Source organism: Massilia sp. AB1, from assembly GCF_018119385.1.
In the GTDB taxonomy this organism is placed as follows: Bacteria; Pseudomonadota; Gammaproteobacteria; order Burkholderiales; family Burkholderiaceae_D; genus Telluria.
In genome coordinates this window covers 34,757-53,360 of record NZ_JAGKSG010000008.1, presented here as the reverse complement: position 1 = coordinate 53,360, position 18,604 = coordinate 34,757, and the positions used below count along the sequence as shown (strand labels likewise).

At 65.6% G+C, this 18,604-nt stretch carries 15 protein-coding genes and 1 tRNA gene; 11 read left to right on the top strand and 5 right to left on the bottom strand.

Annotation, left to right across the window (positions count from 1 at the left end):
* Positions 1-29 precede the first annotated feature (29 nt).
* A complete protein-coding gene (locus tag J8847_RS07035) occupies positions 30-980 on the top strand; it encodes a LysR family transcriptional regulator (RefSeq protein ID WP_211523975.1) in 951 nt (316 codons plus the stop codon).
* A gap of 150 nt (positions 981-1,130) precedes the next feature.
* Entirely contained in the window at positions 1,131-2,414 is a 1,284-nt protein-coding gene (locus tag J8847_RS07030) for a Glu/Leu/Phe/Val dehydrogenase (RefSeq protein ID WP_211523974.1), read from the top strand.
* 129 nt (positions 2,415-2,543) lie between these two features.
* Here the strand turns inward: J8847_RS07030 and J8847_RS07025 are convergent, their stop codons facing one another.
* The gene (locus J8847_RS07025) at positions 2,544-3,461 is read right to left on the bottom strand and encodes a LysR family transcriptional regulator (RefSeq protein WP_211523973.1); all 918 of its coding nucleotides are present in this window, start codon (positions 3,459-3,461) and stop codon (positions 2,544-2,546) included.
* 94 nt (positions 3,462-3,555) lie between these two features.
* Between J8847_RS07025 and J8847_RS07020 the strand changes: the two genes are divergently transcribed.
* The 9 genes from J8847_RS07020 (at position 3,556) to J8847_RS06980 (ending at position 14,359) form a co-directional block, all read left to right on the top strand.
* The gene (locus tag J8847_RS07020; protein ID WP_211523972.1) at positions 3,556-4,419 is read left to right on the top strand and encodes a MaoC family dehydratase N-terminal domain-containing protein; all 864 of its coding nucleotides are present in this window, start codon (positions 3,556-3,558) and stop codon (positions 4,417-4,419) included.
* Entirely contained in the window at positions 4,416-5,597 is a 1,182-nt protein-coding gene (locus tag J8847_RS07015) for a CaiB/BaiF CoA-transferase family protein (protein ID WP_211523971.1), read from the top strand. The genes J8847_RS07020 and J8847_RS07015 overlap by 4 nt, the downstream gene beginning before the upstream one ends.
* Positions 5,594-6,442: a CoA ester lyase gene (locus J8847_RS07010; RefSeq protein ID WP_211523970.1), complete on the top strand. Its 849-nt coding sequence runs from the start codon at positions 5,594-5,596 to the stop codon at positions 6,440-6,442. Before J8847_RS07015 ends, J8847_RS07010 begins: the two co-directional genes overlap by 4 nt.
* Positions 6,443-6,461: 19 nt before the next feature.
* Entirely contained in the window at positions 6,462-7,826 is a 1,365-nt protein-coding gene (locus tag J8847_RS07005) for an adenylosuccinate lyase family protein (protein WP_211523969.1), read from the top strand.
* 140 nt (positions 7,827-7,966) lie between these two features.
* On the top strand, positions 7,967-8,962 hold the full coding sequence (locus J8847_RS07000; protein ID WP_211523968.1) for a porin: 996 nt from the start codon (positions 7,967-7,969) through the stop codon (positions 8,960-8,962).
* Positions 8,963-8,976: 14 nt separating this feature from the next.
* Positions 8,977-11,046 (top strand): 4-oxalomesaconate tautomerase, encoded by a 2,070-nt coding sequence (locus tag J8847_RS06995; RefSeq protein WP_211523967.1) that lies wholly within the window; start codon positions 8,977-8,979, stop codon positions 11,044-11,046.
* Between the two features lie 193 nt (positions 11,047-11,239).
* On the top strand, positions 11,240-12,220 hold the full coding sequence (locus tag J8847_RS06990) for a tripartite tricarboxylate transporter substrate binding protein (protein ID WP_211523966.1): 981 nt from the start codon (positions 11,240-11,242) through the stop codon (positions 12,218-12,220).
* 165 nt (positions 12,221-12,385) lie between these two features.
* Positions 12,386-12,847, top strand: coding sequence for a tripartite tricarboxylate transporter TctB family protein (locus J8847_RS06985; RefSeq protein WP_211523965.1), 462 nt, complete (start codon positions 12,386-12,388; stop codon positions 12,845-12,847).
* Between the two features lie 12 nt (positions 12,848-12,859).
* Positions 12,860-14,359: a tripartite tricarboxylate transporter permease gene (locus tag J8847_RS06980; protein WP_211524051.1), complete on the top strand. Its 1,500-nt coding sequence runs from the start codon at positions 12,860-12,862 to the stop codon at positions 14,357-14,359.
* Between the two features lie 261 nt (positions 14,360-14,620).
* On the opposite strand, the gene J8847_RS06975 is transcribed toward J8847_RS06980, so the two are convergent.
* From J8847_RS06975 to J8847_RS06960, 4 genes are all read right to left on the bottom strand, one after another.
* Positions 14,621-14,714, bottom strand: a tRNA-Ser gene (locus J8847_RS06975).
* A 95-nt stretch (positions 14,715-14,809) separates the two neighbouring features.
* On the bottom strand, positions 14,810-16,057 hold the full coding sequence (locus J8847_RS06970; protein ID WP_211523964.1) for an aspartate kinase: 1,248 nt from the start codon (positions 16,055-16,057) through the stop codon (positions 14,810-14,812).
* Positions 16,058-16,205: 148 nt separating this feature from the next.
* Complete coding sequence (tilS, locus tag J8847_RS06965) at positions 16,206-17,615, bottom strand: tRNA lysidine(34) synthetase TilS (RefSeq protein ID WP_211523963.1); 1,410 nt, start codon at positions 17,613-17,615, stop codon at positions 16,206-16,208.
* Positions 17,612-18,589 (bottom strand): acetyl-CoA carboxylase carboxyltransferase subunit alpha, encoded by a 978-nt coding sequence (locus tag J8847_RS06960; protein WP_211523962.1) that lies wholly within the window; start codon positions 18,587-18,589, stop codon positions 17,612-17,614. Before J8847_RS06960 ends, tilS begins: the two co-directional genes overlap by 4 nt.
* Positions 18,590-18,604: the final 15 nt, after the last annotated feature.

The window sequence follows — 18,604 nt, the reverse complement described above, 5'->3', positions numbered from 1 at the left end:
CGGGATCATTGAACAGTTCGGAACGATGCATGGAATCGAAATGGCTGGAGGATTTTATTTCGCTGGTGGAGACCAAGAGTTTTAGCCGCTCCGCCCAGCTTCGGCACGTGACTCAGCCCGCTTTCTCGCGGCGCATCCGCTCGCTGGAGAGCTGGCTGGGAACGGACCTGATCGACCGCACCACCTTTCCTACCCGCGTCACGCCCGCCGGCCTGGTGTTCTATGAACAGGCGCTCGACATGCTGGGCCAGATCAACGGCGTACGCGAACTGCTGCGGCACGACCGGGTCACCGCGCAAACGACCATCGACCTGGCCGTGCCGCACACGCTGTCGCTGACCTTTGTGCCGAAATGGCTGACCATGCTGGAGCGCGATTTCGCACCGATCAACAGCCGCCTGCTCGCCCTGAACGTCCATGACGCCGTGATGCAGCTGGTGGAAGGCGGCTGCGACCTGCTGCTGTGCTATCACCATCCGCGCCAGCCGGTCCAGCTCGATGCAGGCCGCTACGATATGCTGGTGATCGGGCGCGAAGCCTTGCGCGCGTATGCGCGCTGCGACCAGGACGGCAAACCCGAATATCGCCTGCCCGGCAGCAAGGACTTGCCCTTGCCATTCATGTCGTACACGACGAACGCCTATCTGGGCAGGATGGTCGACCTCATCCTTGCGGACGCCAGGCCCGGACTGCATCTCGACAAGCGTTACGAGACCGACATGGCGGAAGGCTTGAAGATGATGGTGCTGGAAGGGCATGGCATCGCCTTCCTGCCCGAATCGGCCGTCACGCGCGAGCTCAGCCAACAACAGCTCGCACGGGCGGACGAAGCAGGCGACTGGGACATCGAGATGGAGATCCGGCTGTACCGCGAACGCCCGTCCGCCGCCCGTCCCGGCAAGCCCTCGGTCGCCCGGCTGTGGGAATTCCTGTCCGCGCAGTGCCAGCCTGCGCCGCGGTGCCCGGTATCGGAAAAATAGCGGCCGCAAGCCGGTAATGCATCTTGTGCATTGCCGAATGCAAAAGCGGCATTGGCTGGAAGCGCAGTGCGCATCCTATGATTCGCCTGGCTGGATGGCCCGACACGATCGGGCCATCGCCACCCACAACGCGAACATTGGAGCCGCACGATGACCCACGATGCATTGCCTTCCTATCTCAATCCCGACAATCTTGGTCCCTGGGGCCAGTACCTGCAGCAGATCGAGCGGGTCACGCCCCACCTGGGCAGCCTGTCGCGCTGGGTGGAGACCCTCAAGCGCCCGAAGCGCATCCTGACCGTCGACGTGCCGATCGAGCGCGACGACGGCAGCATCGCCCACTTCGAGGGCTATCGCGTCCAGCACAACCTGTCGCGCGGTCCGGGCAAGGGCGGCGTGCGCTACCACCAGGACGTGACGCTCTCGGAAGTGATGGCGCTGTCCGCCTGGATGACCGTGAAGAACGCCGCCGTGAATGTCCCCTATGGCGGCGCCAAGGGCGGCATCCGCGTGAATCCGGCGTCGCTGTCGAAGGGCGAACTCCAGCGCCTGACGCGCCGCTATACCAGCGAGATCAGCCTGATCATCGGCCCCACCAAGGACATCCCGGCGCCGGACGTGAACACCAACGAACAGGTCATGGCCTGGATGATGGACTCGTATTCGATGATCGAGGGTAACCTGTCGACCGGCGTCGTGACCGGCAAGCCTATTTCCCTGGGCGGTTCGCTGGGCCGCCGCGAGGCGACCGGGCGCGGCGTGTTCGTCATGGGCTGCGAAGCCGCCGTGCAGCGCGGGGTGGCGATCGAGGGCGCGCGGGTCGCCGTGCAGGGTTTCGGCAACGTCGGCGGCGTGGCCGCGAGCATGTTCGCCGAAGCGGGCGCGAAGCTCGTCGCCGTCCAGGATCATACCGGCGTCGTCGTGCACGAGGGCGGCCTGGACGTCAAGCAACTGCACAAACACGTGGCCGAAGCCGGCGGAGTGAAAGGCTTCCCCGGCGCGGAACAGACCTTGGAACGCGATGCCTTCTGGGGGATCGAATCGGACATCCTGATTCCGGCCGCCCTCGAGCAGCAGATTACCGCCGAGAACGCGCCACGCATCCGCACCAAGATCGTCCTGGAAGGCGCGAACGGCCCGACCACGCCCGAGGCGGACGATATCCTGGCCGGGAAGGACGTCCTGGTCGTGCCGGACGTGCTGGCCAATGCCGGCGGCGTGACGGTGTCCTACTTCGAGTGGGTGCAGGATTTCTCGAGCTTCTTCTGGTCGGAAGAAGAGATCAACGCGCGCCTGACCCGCATCATGCAGAACGCCTTCCATGCCGCGTGGGCGGTGGCGCAGGAAAAGAAAGTGTCGCTGCGGACGGCCACCTTCATCCTGGCGTGCACCCGTGTGCTGCAGGCGCGGGAGGTGCGCGGCTTGTACCCGTAACGCATCGGTCTCCTTCACCTCATGCATGCCTCCGCCAGTGCTCGAAGCACCTGCGTGCGAACCCGAGGAGGCATGGACGCATGGCGGGAATGGCTCGCCACGGCGGGCCCATCCCACTGGCGCAGCAGCTCAGCTGTGCGGGTGGCCGCCGTCAAGCGGCCATCGTGATTCAATCAGCTCATACAGCTTGCGCGCCGATGGAGAAAGCTCCCGGCCGTGACGGCGAATCAAGCCCACATTGCGGTCGATCGTGGGCTCGACCAGGGCCACCTGCGCCAGGGTCGCATGCTCGCCCTGGGGCATCGACAAGCGCGGTACGACCGCGATGCCGAGTCCCGCCTCCACCAGTCCAAGCAGCGTCGAGACGTGTTTCGCCTCGAAACACCAGCTTGGACGCACGTTCGAGTTGGCAAGCGCGAGGTCGACCAGCAGCCGGTTCCCGCTGCTTTTGTCGACTGTCATGAAGTCGTACTGCGCGAGTTCCGCCCACGTCACTTGCTGCCGTCCAGCCAGCGGATGCGCGCGATGACAGGCCACGACGAATGGTTCCTTCAGGATCACCTGGAAGGCAATCTCCGGTTCCTGTGTGCCGACGATATTGATCCCGAAGTCGGCCTCTCCCCGCGCCACGCTTTCCAGTACACCATTGGCGCTGTCGTCCACGATGCGAACCCGAATGCGCGGATACTGCTCATGGAAGGTTTGCAGCACCTTTGGCAGGAAGTAATACACGGCCGACGGTATACAGGCGATCACCACTTCGCCCAGTTGCGACGCCGCGACTGCCTGCATGCTCAGCAGCGAATTTTCGAGATCGTCGAGCAGGCTGCGCGCCTTATGCGAAAAATCCCGCCCGACGGCGGTCAGGTTCACGGTACGGGTCGTGCGCTCGAACAAGCGCACGCCGAGCGCCGCCTCGAGCTTCTCGATCCTGCGGCTCAGTGCCGGCTGCGATAAATGGATGGAATCGGCGGCGGCCCGGAAGCTGTTCAGTTCCGCCACTGCGACAAACGCGCGCAAATCGGCCAGGTCGAAATTCATGTTCATGACGCATCAATCCCAAGAAAATTTGCAATATACAAATCAATACCCTAGCGCGAAACTATAGCTATTGCAAGAACAGGATAGCGGGGAGACGACCATGAACCTGAAAGAGTGGATCGGCAGGAGCGAGACCGTGACCGATACCTTGACCGCCACGCCTTATGCGGCGCTGTCCGCGACCCTGGACCGGCCCGCCGAGCGGCCGCAGCCGGGCACGGTCTTGCCGCCCTTATGGCACTGGCTGTATTTCCTGCCCCTGTATCGCCAGTCCGAGGTCGGTGCGGATGGGCACGCCAAGCGAGGGAGCTTCCTGCCGCCGGTGGCGCTGCCGCGCCGCATGTGGGCGGGGAGCCAGTTCAGCTTCCATGCGCCGCTGCATATCGGCGAAGAAGTCGTCCGGACCTCGACCATCGACAATGTGACCGAAAAGGAAGGCCGTACCGGGAAGCTGGTGTTCGTCAAGGTCAAGCACGAAGTGCGCCGCCGGAGCGAAACCGCAGCGGCATTGACCGAATTCCACGACATCGTCTACCGCGACCTGGCGCAGCCGGATGCGGCAGAGCCGGCGCCCACGGCCGCCCCCGCCGAGGCCCAGTGGGAGCGTCTGGTGGTCCCCGACGACGTACTCCTGTTCCGCTACTCCGCCCTGACCTTCAACGGCCACCGTATCCACTACGACCGCCGCTACGTGACCGACATCGAAGGCTATCCGGGCCTGGTCGTGCACGGTCCCCTGGTGGCCACCCTGCTGCTCGACCTGCTGCGCGAGCACCTGCCGGACGCGGTCGTGGCCAGCTTCGCGTTCCGCGCGCTGCGGCCGGTATTCGACATCCACCACTTCTACGTCTGCGGGCGCCGGCTGGCCGACGGCGGCATCCACCTGTGGGCCCGCGACCACCAGGGCTGGCTGACCATGGATGCCCGCGCGACCTTGCGGTCCCCGGCCGGGAGCGCGCAATGAGACCGCTCGAAGGCATCACCGTCGTCACGCTCGAACATGCGATCGCCGCCCCGTTCGCGACGCGCCAGCTGGCCGATCTCGGCGCCCGCGTGATCAAGATCGAACGTCCCGGCGTGGGCGACTTCGCCCGCGGCTACGACGAACGGGTGCGCGGCATGGCCTCGCACTTCGTCTGGACCAACCGCTCCAAGGAAAGCCTGACCCTCGATGTCAAGCATCCGGAAGCGCAGCTCATCCTGCGACGGCTGATCATGGAACAGGCCGACGTCGTGGTGCAGAACCTGGCGCCGGGCGCCGCCGCCCGCCTGGGTCTGTCGTATGCCGCGCTGTCCGAGGCCAAACCCGGACTGATCGTATGCGACATCTCCGGTTACGGCAGCGACGGTCCCTACCGCGACAAGAAGGCCTACGACCTGCTGATCCAGAGCGAGGCCGGATTCGTCTCGGTGACCGGCAGTCCCGACGAACCCGCCAAGGCGGGACCGTCCATCGCGGACATCTCGGCCGGGATGTATGCCTACACGAATATCCTGGCCGCCCTGCTGCAGCGCGGGAGGACCGGGCGCGGCCAGCACATCGACATTTCGATGCTCGAGTCGCTCGTCGAATGGACCAGCTATCCGCTCTACTATGCCTTCGACGGCGCCGCGCCGCCGCCGCGCACCGGCGCCAGTCACGCGACGATCTATCCTTACGGCCCCTTCCCGGCAGGCGACGGCAAGACGGTCATGCTGGGCCTGCAGAACGAGCGCGAATGGGCGCTCTTCTGCAGCAAGGTCTTGCTGACGCCGGAACTGGCCGCCGATCCACGCTTTGCCAGCAATTCGAAACGCAGCGCCGCCCGCGCGGAATTGCGTGCGCTGATCGTCGCCGCCTTCGCGCCGCTGACGGCGGCCGAGGTGGTCGCCCGCCTGGACGAGGCGCAGATCGCCAACGCCAACGTCAACACGATGAGCGAGGTGTGGACCCATCCGCAGCTGGCCGCGCGCGGCCGCTGGACCGAAGTCGCTTCGCCGGTCGGCAACATTCCGGCCCTGCTGCCCCCCGGTTCCTGGGAACAGCAGAAGCCGCGCATGGATGCCGTGCCGGCGCTGGGACAGCACACCGATGCGATCCTGGCCGAACTCGGATACGGCGCGCCGCGGATCGCGCAGCTGCGCACGGAGCAGGCAATATGAACCCCGACGCCCCGCACAGCGCGCGCAGCTATCTCTTCGTTCCGGGCAACCGCCCCGACCGCTTCGCGAAAGCCTTCGATGCCGGCGCCGACGCCGTCATCATCGACCTCGAGGACGCGGTCGCCCCGGACCAGAAGGACGCGGCCCGCGCGGCCCTCGCCGCCTGGTGCGCCGTGGCGCGCGGACACCGAGCGCAGCTGGTGGTGCGCATCAATGACGATGCCAGCCCATGGTTCGAGGCCGACCTGGCATTGGTGCGCACCCTTGATTCCTGCGCAATCATGCTGCCCAAGGCCGAATCGCGCCGGCAGCTCGAGCGCCTGTCCGCCGCCCTGGTTCCAGGCACGGGCGTGATCGCGCTGATCGAAACCGCCAGCGGGCTGCACGCGGTGGACGCCGTCGCCGCGGCGCCGGCCGTGGAACGGCTGGCCTTCGGCACCCTCGACTATGCCCTCGACCTCGGCCTGACGGACGATCCGCGCGGCCTGCTGTATCCGGCCAGCCGCGTCGCCCTCGCATCGCGGGTCGCCGGGCTGGCGCCGCCGGTGGCCGGCATCACGGCCGCACTCGACGACGACGCCGCGCTGCGCAGCGACTTCGACCTGGCGCGCGCATGCGGTTTCGGCGCCAAGATGTGCATCCATCCGCGCCAGGTCGCCACCGTCCACGCGATGCTGGCGCCCACCGACGCGCAGCGCGAATGGGCGGCGCGGGTGCTGGCGGCGGCGCAGTCCGCCTCCGGCGCCGTCCAGGTCGACGGAAAAATGGTCGACCAGCCAGTCCTGCTCAGGGCCCGCGCCATTCTGAACCAGCCGCCGGCATCCCCGGCCCATCCCGCTTGCTAGACGAATCCAGGAGACTCCCATGCCCGCTACCATCATCGACTCGGCCATTTTCGGCAACATCTTCAGCACCGCAGCGATGCGCCAGATCTGGTCGGACGAGAACCGCACCCGTAAATACCTGGACATCGAAGCCGCGCTGGCCCGGGTCCAGGGCCGCCTGGGCATCATCCCGGCGGAAGCCGCCGAGGAGATCGTGCGCAACTGCGTACTCGAGAAAATCGATATGGCAAAACTTGCCGAGCAAACCCAGCGCATCGGCTATCCCGTCCTGGGCGTCGTATCGCAAATCAACGCGCTGTGCCGCGACAAGCTGGGTGAATACTGCCACTGGGGCGCCACGACCCAGGACATCACCGATACCGCCACCGTGCTGCAGATCCGCGAGGCGCTCGATCTGGTGGACAGCGAACTGGCCGCCATCTCGGCCGCGATGGCCGACCTGGCCGCGCGCCATCGCGATACCCCGATGATCGGGCGCAGCAACCTGCAGCAGGCGGTGCCGATCACCTTCGGCTACAAGATGGCCGGCCTGCTGAGCGCGGTCGAGCGCCATCGCGAGCGCCTGGCGCAGCTGCGCCCACGGGTGCTGGTGGGGGAATTCGCCGGCGCTTCCGGCACCCTCGCCTCCCTGGCCGAAGGCGGACTCGACACCCAGGCAGGATTGATGCGGGAGCTCGGCCTGGGCCAGCCCGACATCGCCTGGCACACGATCCGCGACAACATCGCCGAGGTGGGCTGCTTCCTCGGCCTGGTCAGCGCCACCCTGGGCAAGCTGTCGATGGATGTCAAGCTGATGATGCAGACCGAAGTCGGCGAGGTCTACGAACCGTTCGCACACGGCCGCGGCTCGAGCAGCACGATGCCGCAGAAGCGCAATCCGATCTCGTCCTGCTATATCCACGCCTGCATCAGCGTGGTACGCCAGCATGCCGCCGCCCTGCTCGACGCCAATGTGGCGGATCACGAACGTTCGACCGGTCCATGGGAAATCGAATGGATCGTCCTGCCGGAAATCTTCTGTCTCACGGCGGGCGCGCTGGCCCAGTCGCGCTTCGTGCTGGAAGGACTGGAGGTGGATCCGGCCCGGATGCGCGCCAATCTCGACCTCACCAATGGCCTGGTGGTGTCCGAGGCCGTCATGATGGGGCTCGGCCCCTACATCGGCCGCGAATACGCCCACGATCTCGTGTACGACATCTGCCGCGTCGCGATCAGGGAGAACCGCCCGCTGCTCGACCTGCTGGCCGAGAACGCGGAAATCTCCCGGCACCTGGACCTGACCGCACTGGCCTCCTTGTGCGATCCGGCCAACTACCTCGGCCTGTCGGGGGAAATGGTGGACCGGGTCCTGCGCAGCCGCGCCGGACGCGCCGACCCGCAATAAGCGGGCTTGCGGCCCTGGGGTGCCAAAGCGCCCGGGGCACGCACCCAGCCATGGTTTTTCGCTGTGCGACGTACGCAAGGACCCGACACGTCCGTACGCCGTGCGGCGCTGCATATCCAAAACACCGAAAGGAGACATCCATGAACATATCCAAACTCGGGCTGGCATTGCTGGCCTTGTTCTCGACAGGCGCGATGGCCCAGACCAATGTCAGCATCTACGGTATCGTCGACGCCGGCCTGGTGCGCGAAAGCGGCGGCGAGGCGGGTCCTGTCACCAACATCAGCAGCGGTGTCGCGTCGGGCTCGCGCCTCGGTTTCAAAGGCAAGGAAGACCTAGGCGGCGGCCTGGCGGCGGTATTCCAGCTCGAAAGCGGCTTCAATATCGATACCGGCGCATCCGGCCAGGGCGGCGCGCTGTTCGGGCGCCAGGCCTTCGTGGGCCTGAGCGGCAAGTTCGGCGCCGTCACGCTCGGGCGCCAGTACACGCCCTACTACAAGACCCTGCGCGATATCGGCGACCCGTTCGGCGCGGTCAGCCTGGCCGGGCGTTCGGGGAACCTGTTCGTCACCAATACCCGCGCCAACAACATGGTCGAGTACGTGAGCCCGGCATTTGCCGGGGTCCGGGTCGATCTTGCCTACGCGGCCGGCGAAGTGGCCGGCGACAGCAGCAGGAGCCGCCAGATGGGGGGCTCGGTCGGCTACGCCGGCGGTCCCTTGACCATCCAGCTGGCCCACCACCGCGTCAACAACGCCACCGCGACCGATACCACGCGAAATACGCTGCTATCCGGGAATTACAAGTTCAAGCCGGTGACCGTCTACGCCTCGTATGCGGTCAACAAGGGGCCGGGCCCGGCGGACAGCAAGGACATGCTGGCAGGCGTGGCGGTGCCCTTCGGCGCCAACAAGCTGCTGTTCTCCCACGTCCGCCACGACGACAAGACGGCCGCCGGCAGGGATGCGTCCCAGTGGGGTATCGCCTACCACGTGTACCTGTCGAAGCGGACCGACCTCTATGCCGCATACGCGGTGATCAACAACCGCAACGGCGCCGCGTTCAAGGTCGGCAACGCCACCGACAGCGGCAGCGGCGACAAGGCCTTCAATCTCGGCGTGCGCCACAACTTCTGACGGCAGTCCTCATCATGAGCAAAACTCTCCCCTGTGTACTGATGCGCGCCGGCACCTCGCGCGGCCCTTTCTTCCTGCGCGAGTGGCTGCCCGACGACGACGAGACACGCGACCAGGTCCTGATCGGCGCCATCGGCGCGTCCGACCCGCTGCAGCTCGACGGCGTGGGCGGCGGCAGCACCCTCAACAGCAAGGTGGCGATCGTGTCGCGCTCGACCCGGCCGGACTGCGATCTCGACTACCTGTTCGCCCAGGTCGGGGTCGGCCAGCGCTCCGTCGACACGCGCCCGAACTGCGGCAATATGCTGTCGGGCGTGCTCCCGTTCGCGCTCGAGCAGGGCCTGATCGAAGCCGCCGACGGCACGACCACCGCGCGCATCTTCAACGTGAATACCGGTTCGCGCATCGAAGTCACCGTGCAGACGCCGGGACGCCGGATCACCTACGACGGCGACGCACGGATCGATGGCGTCGCCGGAACCGCGGCGCCCATCCACCTGAACTTCCTCGATGCCTGGGGCGCCGTCACGGGAAGCGTGTTCCCGACCGGCCGGCGGATCGACACCATCGATGGCGTCGAGGTCACCTGCATTGACGCCGCGATGCCCCTGATGATCGTCCGCGCCGGCGACCTCGGCCTGCATGGCAGCGAGAGCCCGGCCGAACTCGATTCGAACCAGGGCCTGCTCGAGCGGCTCGAGGCGCTGCGCAGGGCTGCGGGCGACATGATGGGCCTGGGGGACGTGTCGAACAGCGTCGTACCGAAGCCGGTCCTGGTCAGCGCGGGCGACAGCGCCGAAAGCATCACGTCGCGCTATTTCACGCCGCGGCGCTGCCACGCCTCGCATGCCGTCACCGGCGCCATCGGGGTGGCGAGCGCATTCGCACTGTCCGGGACCGTGGCCAGCCGCAGCGAGTCCGCCGCGGGCGTCGGCAAGGTCTCTGTGCTCCATCCTGCCGGCCGCATCGATATCGAGGTGGACGTGGAAGGAACCGGGGCGTCGGCGCAGGTCAAACGCGCGTCGCTGCTGCGGACCGCCCGCAAGATCCTGCAGGGCGAACTGCATATCCCGGACTATGTGCTGTCCAAGGCGGTCGAAGCCATGAGCGCGCAGCCTGCCGAAGAACGGGAACATGTAGCGAATCCGTCCGTCGCGGTGTCCGCAGTCCCCCTCTTCCCTTCCAGGCCGGTCAGGATCATCGTGCCTACCGTTGCGGGCGGCGGCAACGATACGATCGCCCGGACCATCGCGCAAAGACTCGGCGAGCTGCTGGGACAGCCTGTCATCGTCGACAACCGGGCCGGCGCCAACGGGACGATCGCCGCCGAGTACGTCGCCGGCAGTGCGCCGGACGGCCACACGCTCATGTTCGGCTATATCGCAACGCATGCGATGAACCCGGCGCTGCAAAGACTGCGCTACGACCCGGTGGCCGATTTCGAGCCGATCAGCCTGGTGGGCTATTCGCCGACCTTGCTGGTGGCCTGCCCGGACCTTGACCTCAGCAGCGTCGGCGGCCTGGTAACGCGCCTCAGGAGTGAGCCGGGCAAGTATCGCTATGCCTCGGCCGGCATCGGCACGGCGCCGCACTTCGCCGGCGCCATGTTCGCGCTGAATGCAGGGGCGGACATGCAGCACCGGCCCTACGATGGCGCCGCCCACGCGGTCGACGCGACGATGGCGGGACAGGCGCACTTCATGTTCCCCAGCCTGTTTACGGCGGCGCGCCTGATCAAGAACGGCAAGCTGCGTGCACTGGCCGTTGCCGGGCCCAGGCGCACCCCTGTCCTGCCCGAGGTCCCGACATTGGCGGAAGCCGGGGTCGACGGCGTCGATGTCACCCAGTGGTATGCGCTGTTCGCTCCCGCAGGCACCCCCTCTCCGGTGGTCGACAGGCTCAACGAGCTGCTGCGGAAGGTCCTGGCCGATCCCGTGGTCATCGGCCGTATCGAACAGGATGGTGCGGAGGTGAAAACCAGCACGCCCGCGGAACTACGCAGCCTGGTGCAATCCGAGCTCGAGAAATGGCGGGCTGTCGTCCGTGCAGCCAAGAACACGCGCGGGCTGGCATCCGCCGACTGATCGGCACGCCTGCATGCGCCGCCGCTAATGCGCATCCCGCATCAATAACAAGAAAATTTGCAATATACAAATCAATCGCGGCGCGCGAGACTGTATTTGTGAAAGCGCCACAGTGTCGTCCTGCGACAGGCAGCACGTCGATAGGACTCGACAGGAAATTGTCCAACGTGTTGAATACAACTAGGAGACTGCAATGAAATTTACGACCTTCCCGCCTCTGTTCGCCACCGCCGCAGCCGCGCTGCTGTCGCTGCCCTTGGCCGCCATGGCGCAGGATTATCCGACCCGGGCCATCACCCTGGTGGTTCCCTACGCCGCCGGCGGCGGCACCGACAACGTCGCCCGCGCCCTGGCCAAAGGAATGTCCGAGAAGCTGGGCCAGCCTGTGGTGGTCGACAACCGCGGCGGCGGCGGTGGCGCGATCGGCTCCAAGATGGTGGCCAAGTCGGATCCGGACGGCTACACCCTGCTCTTCGTCAGCTCGTCGTTCGTCACCCATGCGGCGACCGAGAGCACGCCCTCCTACGATGTCGTCAAGGACTACGCGCCCGTGGCCATGATCGGACGCGCGCCGCTGATCCTGGTATCGAACAAGAATGTGGGTGCGAAAACGATCCCGCAGCTGATCTCGGCATCCAAGAAAAAACCGGAAGGGATCAACTTCGCGTCCTCCGGTCCCGGCACCGTGCTGCATCTTGCGGGAGAACTGTTCAAGCAGCGGACCGGGGCCAACATGACCCACGTTGCCTACAAGGGAAGCGGGCCGGCGACGGCGGACCTGCTGGCGGGCCGCACCCAGATCTTCTTCACCACGATCCCCGCCATCGCCCAGCACGTCAAGACAGGCGCCCTGGACTTGCTCGCGGTGACGGGCGGCGCGCGCGCGCCGCTGTTCCCGAACACGCCGACGATTGCGGAAACCGGGGTCCCCAACTACAACATCACCACCTGGTGGGGCGTCCTGGCGCCGGCGAACACGCCCGCACCGGTCGTGGCCAGGCTGAACAAGGCGATCAACGAGCTGGGCGCCTCGGAGTCGATGAAGACCCGCCTGGCCAGCGAGGGCGCATCATCCTTCAGCGGTACACCGGCCCAGTTCGGCTCGATGCTGGGCAGCGAACTCGCGTTGTGGCGCGAGGTGACCAAAACCTCGAACCTGAAGGCCGCGCGCTAGGGTCCGGCAGCAGCGGCGACGCGGTGCAGGCGCCCGGCCGGGCGCCTGCGACCGCACCGCGGCATTCTCCCTTTCCTTGCCAGCAAACGTCCCACCGGCCGCCATCGGCGACGGGTGAGGCCGTGTCTCGCCCACTCTCGTCAACATCTAGCAGGAGACATCGCCATGCGATCCACTATTCGCAGTCCGAAGGATTTCTGGTCGGGGATCATGTTCCTCGCCATCAGCCTCGCCACCGTGCTCATTGCTCGTGAATACCCCATGGGAACCGCAGGGCAAATGGGGCCTGGCTTTTTTCCGACCATGCTGGGCTGGGTGCTGGGCGCCATCGGCATGATCACATTGATCGGTTCGCTCACGACGGACGGCGAAGCGCTCGAACGATTCGCCTGGAAGGACATGGTCCTGATCCTGGGCGCCGTCCTGCTGTTTGGCTTCCTGGTGCGCGGCGCCGGACTGGTGATCGCCATCCCCGTGCTGATCCTCGTCAGTGCCTGCGGCAGCGTCAAGTTCCGCTGGCTGCCGTCAATTGGGCTGGCGATCGGCGCGACCGTCTTCTGCGTCCTGCTGTTCGTGAAGGCGCTCGGCTTGCCATTGCCTGTCGTGGGCCCCTGGCTCGGCGCCTGACGGGAGGCCATGATGGAGATGCTTGCCAATCTGGGGCTGGGTTTCGACACCGCCTTCACGCTCGCCAACCTGTTCTACTGCCTGCTCGGCGTGTTCGTCGGGACTGCTGTCGGTGTGCTGCCGGGCCTCGGCCCGACCGCCACGATCGCCATGCTCCTGCCGATCACCTTCGGCCTGCCGCCCGTGTCGGCGCTGATCATGCTGTCCGGTATCTACTACGGCGCGCAGTACGGCGGATCCACGACCGCCATCCTCGTCAATCTTCCCGGCGAGGCCTCGTCGGTGGTGACTGCCCTGGACGGCTACAAAATGGCGCGCAAGGGCCAGGCGGGGCGCGCGCTGGCCACGGCGGCGATCGCCTCCTTTTTTGCCGGCACCGTCGCCACCTTCCTGCTGGCGTGGTTCGCGCCGCCGCTGGCCCAGCTCGCGCTCGCGTTCGGCCCTGCCGAGTATTTTTCCCTGATGACGCTCGGCCTTGTAGCGTCCGTCGTGCTCGCACACGGCTCGCTGATCAAGGCCCTGGGCATGGTCGTGGTCGGCCTGATCTTCGGATTGATCGGTACCGACGTCAACTCCGGCGCCACGCGCTATACCTTCGACCTGCCACCGCTGGCGGACGGCATCAATTTCGTCATCGTGGCGATGGGGATGTTCGGGCTGGGCGAGATCGTGCGCAACCTGGAGCACGAGGCAACCCGCACGATGACGATCAAGAAGGTGGAAGGCCTGTTCCCGACCAGGGCCGATTTGCGGCGCATCGTCGCCCCGGTCCTGCGCGGCACCGGCCTCGGCGCACTGCTCGGCATCCTTCCCGGCGGCGGCGCGATGCTCTCGTCGTTCGCCTCCTATTCGATCGAAAAGAAACTCTCCCCGAACAGAAAGGAATTCGGGCATGGCGCGATCGAAGGCGTTGCAGCGCCCGAAGCGGCCAACAACGCCGGCGCCCAGACCTCGTTCATCCCGATGCTGACCCTGGGAATTCCGTCGAACCCCGTGATGGCGCTGATGATCGGCGCAATGATCATCCAGGGTATCCAGCCCGGCCCCGGCGTGATCACCGAGCAGCCGGCCCTGTTCTGGGGGATGATCGCCTCGATGTGGATCGGGAACTTCTTCCTGATCGTGCTGAACCTGCCGATGATCGGCCTCTGGGTACGCATGATCATGGTGCCTTACCACATGCTGTATCCGGCCATCCTGCTGTTCTGCGCAATCGGCGTATTCAGCCTAAACAATAGCGATTTCGATATTTACCTGATGGCTTTGTTCGGACTGTTCGGCTATCTCTGCGCGAAGCTGGAATGCGAGCCGGCGCCGCTGATGCTTGGCTTCATTATCGGACCGATGATGGAAGAATACCTGCGCCGCGCCCTCCTGCTCTCGCGCAGCGATCCGATGGTGTTCCTGAGCAGCCCGATCAGCGCCACGATGCTCGCCGCGTCCTTGGTAGCACTCGTGATGGTGATGCTGCCCGCCATGCGTAAGAAGCGCGAAGAGGCTTTTGTCGAGTAGCCCAGGCCATGGCAGCACGGTGGAGCGCACAGACGCTCTACCAGCCTGATATGACGTGAAAAAGAGAAAAGCGACCTTGCGGTCGCTTTTCTCTTTGTAACTTGGCGGAGGCGGTGGATTCGCCTACATGCTGCAGGCCGCCTGCGCGCGAGCACGCGCGCAGCTTCGACTCCCACCCGTAGAGCGCGCAGGCGCTCTACTCGCCTGTTCAGCCGCGGAAAAGAAAAAAGCGACCTTGCGGTCGCTCTTTTCTTTGTAACTTGGCGGAGGCGGTGGGATTCGAACCCACGATACAGGTTTAAGCCCGTATGCTTCCTTAGCAGGGAAGTGCCTTCGGCCACTCGGCCACGCCTCCAATCAGTTCCGACCTTTCAGTCAGCGCTGAGTGCACGCATCTTAAGGGCTGGTGCGTCTTGCGTCAAGGACGCACGCCCAAAATTTTGAAAATTGTTAAGCTTGCTCGAGATTAAATGCTTTATGAAGTGCACGCACTGCCAGCTCCATGTATTTCTCGTCGATCAGCACCGAAATCTTGATCTCCGAAGTCGAGATCATGAGGATGTTGATGCCCTCTTCCGACAGGGTGCGGAACATCTGCGAAGCGACGCCCACGTGGCTACGCATGCCCACGCCCACGGCCGAGACCTTCGACACTTTCGCGTCGCCGATCACCTTGGTCGCACCCAGCGATTCCTTCTGGCCTTCCAGCACGTTCATCGCCTTGACGTAGTCGTTGCGCGAGACCGTGAAGGTGAAGTCGGTCTTACCGTCGACCGACTGGTTCTGTATGATCATGTCGACCTCGATGTTGGCATCGGCGATCGGGCCCAGGATGTGGAAGGCGACGCCCGGCTTGTCCGGGACGCCCAGGACGGTGATCTTGGCTTCATCGCGATTGAAGGCGATGCCGGAGATGACGGCTTGTTCCATGTTGCTCTCTTCCTCAAACGAAATCAGGGTACCGGAGCTGGCTTCCTCGGCCAGGTCCATCAGGGGGTCGGTCAGCGACGACAGCACGCGCGTCGGGACCTGGTAGTTGCCGGCGAATTCCACCGAGCGGGTCTGCAGCACCTTCGAGCCCAGCGAGGCCAGCTCGAGCATTTCCTCGAAGGTGATCTTCTGCAGGCGGCGCGCCTCGGTGACCACGCGCGGGTCGGTCGTGTATACGCCGTCCACGTCGGTGTAGATCAGGCATTCGTCCGCCTTCAGCGCGGCCGCGATCGCCACCGCCGAAGTGTCCGAACCGCCGCGGCCCAGGGTCGAGATGTTGCCGTCCTCGTCCATGCCCTGGAAGCCCGTGATGATCACGATCTTGCCCGCATCCAGATCGCCGCGCACGCGGGTGTCGTCGATCGACTGGATACGCGCCTTGGTGAAGGCCGAGTCGGTGCGGATGCCCGCTTGCCAGCCGGTGTAAGAGACTGCATCCTTGCCGATCGCCAGCAGCGCCATGGCCAGCAGGCCGACCGAGACTTGCTCGCCGGTCGAGGCAATCATGTCCAGTTCACGCGGGTCCGGTTGCGGCATGATCTCTTTGGCCAGCGCAATCAGGCGGTTGGTCTCGCCCGACATGGCGGACGGGACGACAACGATTTGGTGACCTGCGTCATGCCACTTGGCCACGCGGGCCGCGACATTCTTGATGCGTTCCGTCGAGCCCATCGACGTTCCGCCATATTTGTGGACAATTAAAGCCATATCGGGAAGGGTTCCAGCTTGTAGAAAGATCAAAGGGGACCCTTACTCTAGCATGCTGCAACGCGTCATCACAAGGCTCGTAAAGATAAAAAGCTATACGAAAAGAAAATAAAGTAATACCGTTTTCGCATAGAAATTTGTCTATACATTAGCCAGGCGTCGACTCCCAGCGCAGGGCGACCAGCTGCGCCCCTTCCCGTCCGAAGTGATGGCAGTCCATGCCGATTCCCGCCGCATACAGCAGATCCAGGCCGCGCTTCACTACCGGCAGGCGCTCGCGCTCCCAGGCGGGCACGCCGAGGGACTGGAAGTGGGCCTTGAGGCTGCGGGTGGGACGGTTGGCGGCCGGCTTGAGGCGCTCGCCTCCCTGCCGGAAGTCGATCGTCAGCTCCTGGCTGCGCAGCCAGGCGGCGTCGAAACCCTGCTGGGCGGGCTCGATGTGCAGGACGCCGCCATAGGCCGGGAAAGCGATCGCCGCCTGGCCCGCCCAACGGAAGGCCTCGCCTTCGTGATGGAGTACGCCGATGTCGTCCGGATCGCGCATGCCGTCCAGGTCGGGCAGGCGCGGCGTGATATGCAGCTTCCCGCGATGGCGGCGGATGTGGCAGCCGGGATGGGTCACCTTCAGCTGCGCATCCTCGCGCGCCGAGAACAGCTGGGCCACCATCTCGCCCAGCCAGGCGGTCGAGGGCATGGCGAGGCCGCGCACCGTGAACAGGTGGCGCAGCAGGTTATGGATGCGGTCCTGGCTCAGCCCGGCAATGCGCGCCAGGTCGAGCGCATCGCCGTCGAGGCTGGCGGTTAGGTCCTGGGCGGCGAGCTCGTCGAGCAGGCGCTGGGCCGAGGCCGCGTGCGCCGCGCTGCGGGCGATGCGGTCCTGGAAGCCGGGAAAGTTCGCTGCCAGCGCCGGCATCACCTGGTGGCGCAAGGCGTTGCGGGCGTAGCGCGGATCGAGGTTCGACTCGTCCTCGACCCAGGCCAGGCCCGCCTCAAACGCATACGCTTCCAGCTGCGCGCGCGCATGCGGCAGCAGCGGACGCGCCATCACCAGCTCCTCGCTGCCCAGCAGGCCGGGCGCGCGGTTGGCGGCGTCCATGCCCGACAAGCCGGCCGGGCCGGAACCGCGCAGCAGCTGCAGCAGCACGGTTTCGGCCTGGTCGTCGAGGTGGTGGGCGGTCAGCAGGACGCCGGCGCCATGCGCGCGGCACATCTCGCCCAGGGCCGCGTAGCGCAGCTTCCGCGCGGCGGCTTCCGTGCCGGATTTGTCCTTGGGGATATTGACGCGGCGAACGTCGAAGGCGATGCCCAGTTCCCCGCAGGCGCGTTCGCAATGGGCGAGCCAGTCGTCGGCGTTGCGGCTGAGCCCGTGATGGACGTGGAAGGCGAACAGCGGCATGCCCTCTTCCCGCGCCCAGGCATGGGCAAGGCGCAGCAGGACCATGGAATCGAGTCCGCCGCTGAGGGCTACTGCGAGGGAAGCAAAGGGATACTGCGCGCGCAGGCCGTGGATGGCCTGCGCAAATGCGGCCGGGAGGGCCCCGGCTTTGGAACGACTCACTCTTCGCGCGGCAGGGTTTCCTTGAACTTGCCGTAGGCCATCAGCTTCTGGTGACGGGCTTCGAGCAGGTCCTTGGTCTTCATGCCCTGGAACTGGCGCAGGGTGTCGGCCAGGGCGCGCTTGAGCAGCTGGGCCATCTGGGCCGGGTCGCGGTGGGCGCCGCCCAGCGGTTCGTTGACGATCTTGTCGATCAGGCCGATGGCCTTGAGGCGGTGCGCGGTCAGGCCCAGGGCGTCGGCCGCATCGGAGGCGCGCTCCGAGGTCTTCCACAGGATCGAGGCGCAGCCTTCCGGCGAGATCACCGAATAGGTCGAGTATTGCAGCATCAGCACCGCGTCGCCGACGGCGATCGCCAGCGCGCCGCCCGAACCGCCTTCACCGATGATGGTGGCGATCAGCGGCACTTTCAGCTCGGCCATGACGTACAGGTTGTGGCCGATCGCTTCCGACTGGCCGCGCTCTTCCGCGTCGATGCCCGGGAAAGCGCCCGGGGTATCGACGAAGGTGAAGATCGGCAGGCCGAATTTCTCGGCCAGCTTCATCAGGCGCATGGCCTTGCGGTAGCCTTCCGGACGCGGCATGCCGAAGTTGCGCATCGCGCGCTCCTTGGTGTCGCGGCCCTTCTGGTGCCCGATCACCATGCAGGGCTGGCCGTTGAAACGGGCCAGGCCGCCGATGATCGACTGGTCGTCCGCGAAGGTGCGGTCGCCGTGCAGTTCGTGGAAGTCGGTGAAGATCGCGTTCACGTAGTCCATGGTGTACGGACGCTGCGGGTGGCGCGCGATCTGCGAAACTTGCCATGGGGTCAGCTTGGCGTAGATGTCCTTGGTCAGCTGCTGGCTCTTCTTGGCCAGGCGGTCGATCTCTTCGGAGATGTCGACGGCGGAATCGTCTTGCACGAACCGCAGCTCTTCAATCTTGGAATCCAGCTCGGCGATAGGCTGCTCAAAATTGAGGAAAGTTGTTTTAGTCATTGTACCTCCGGATTA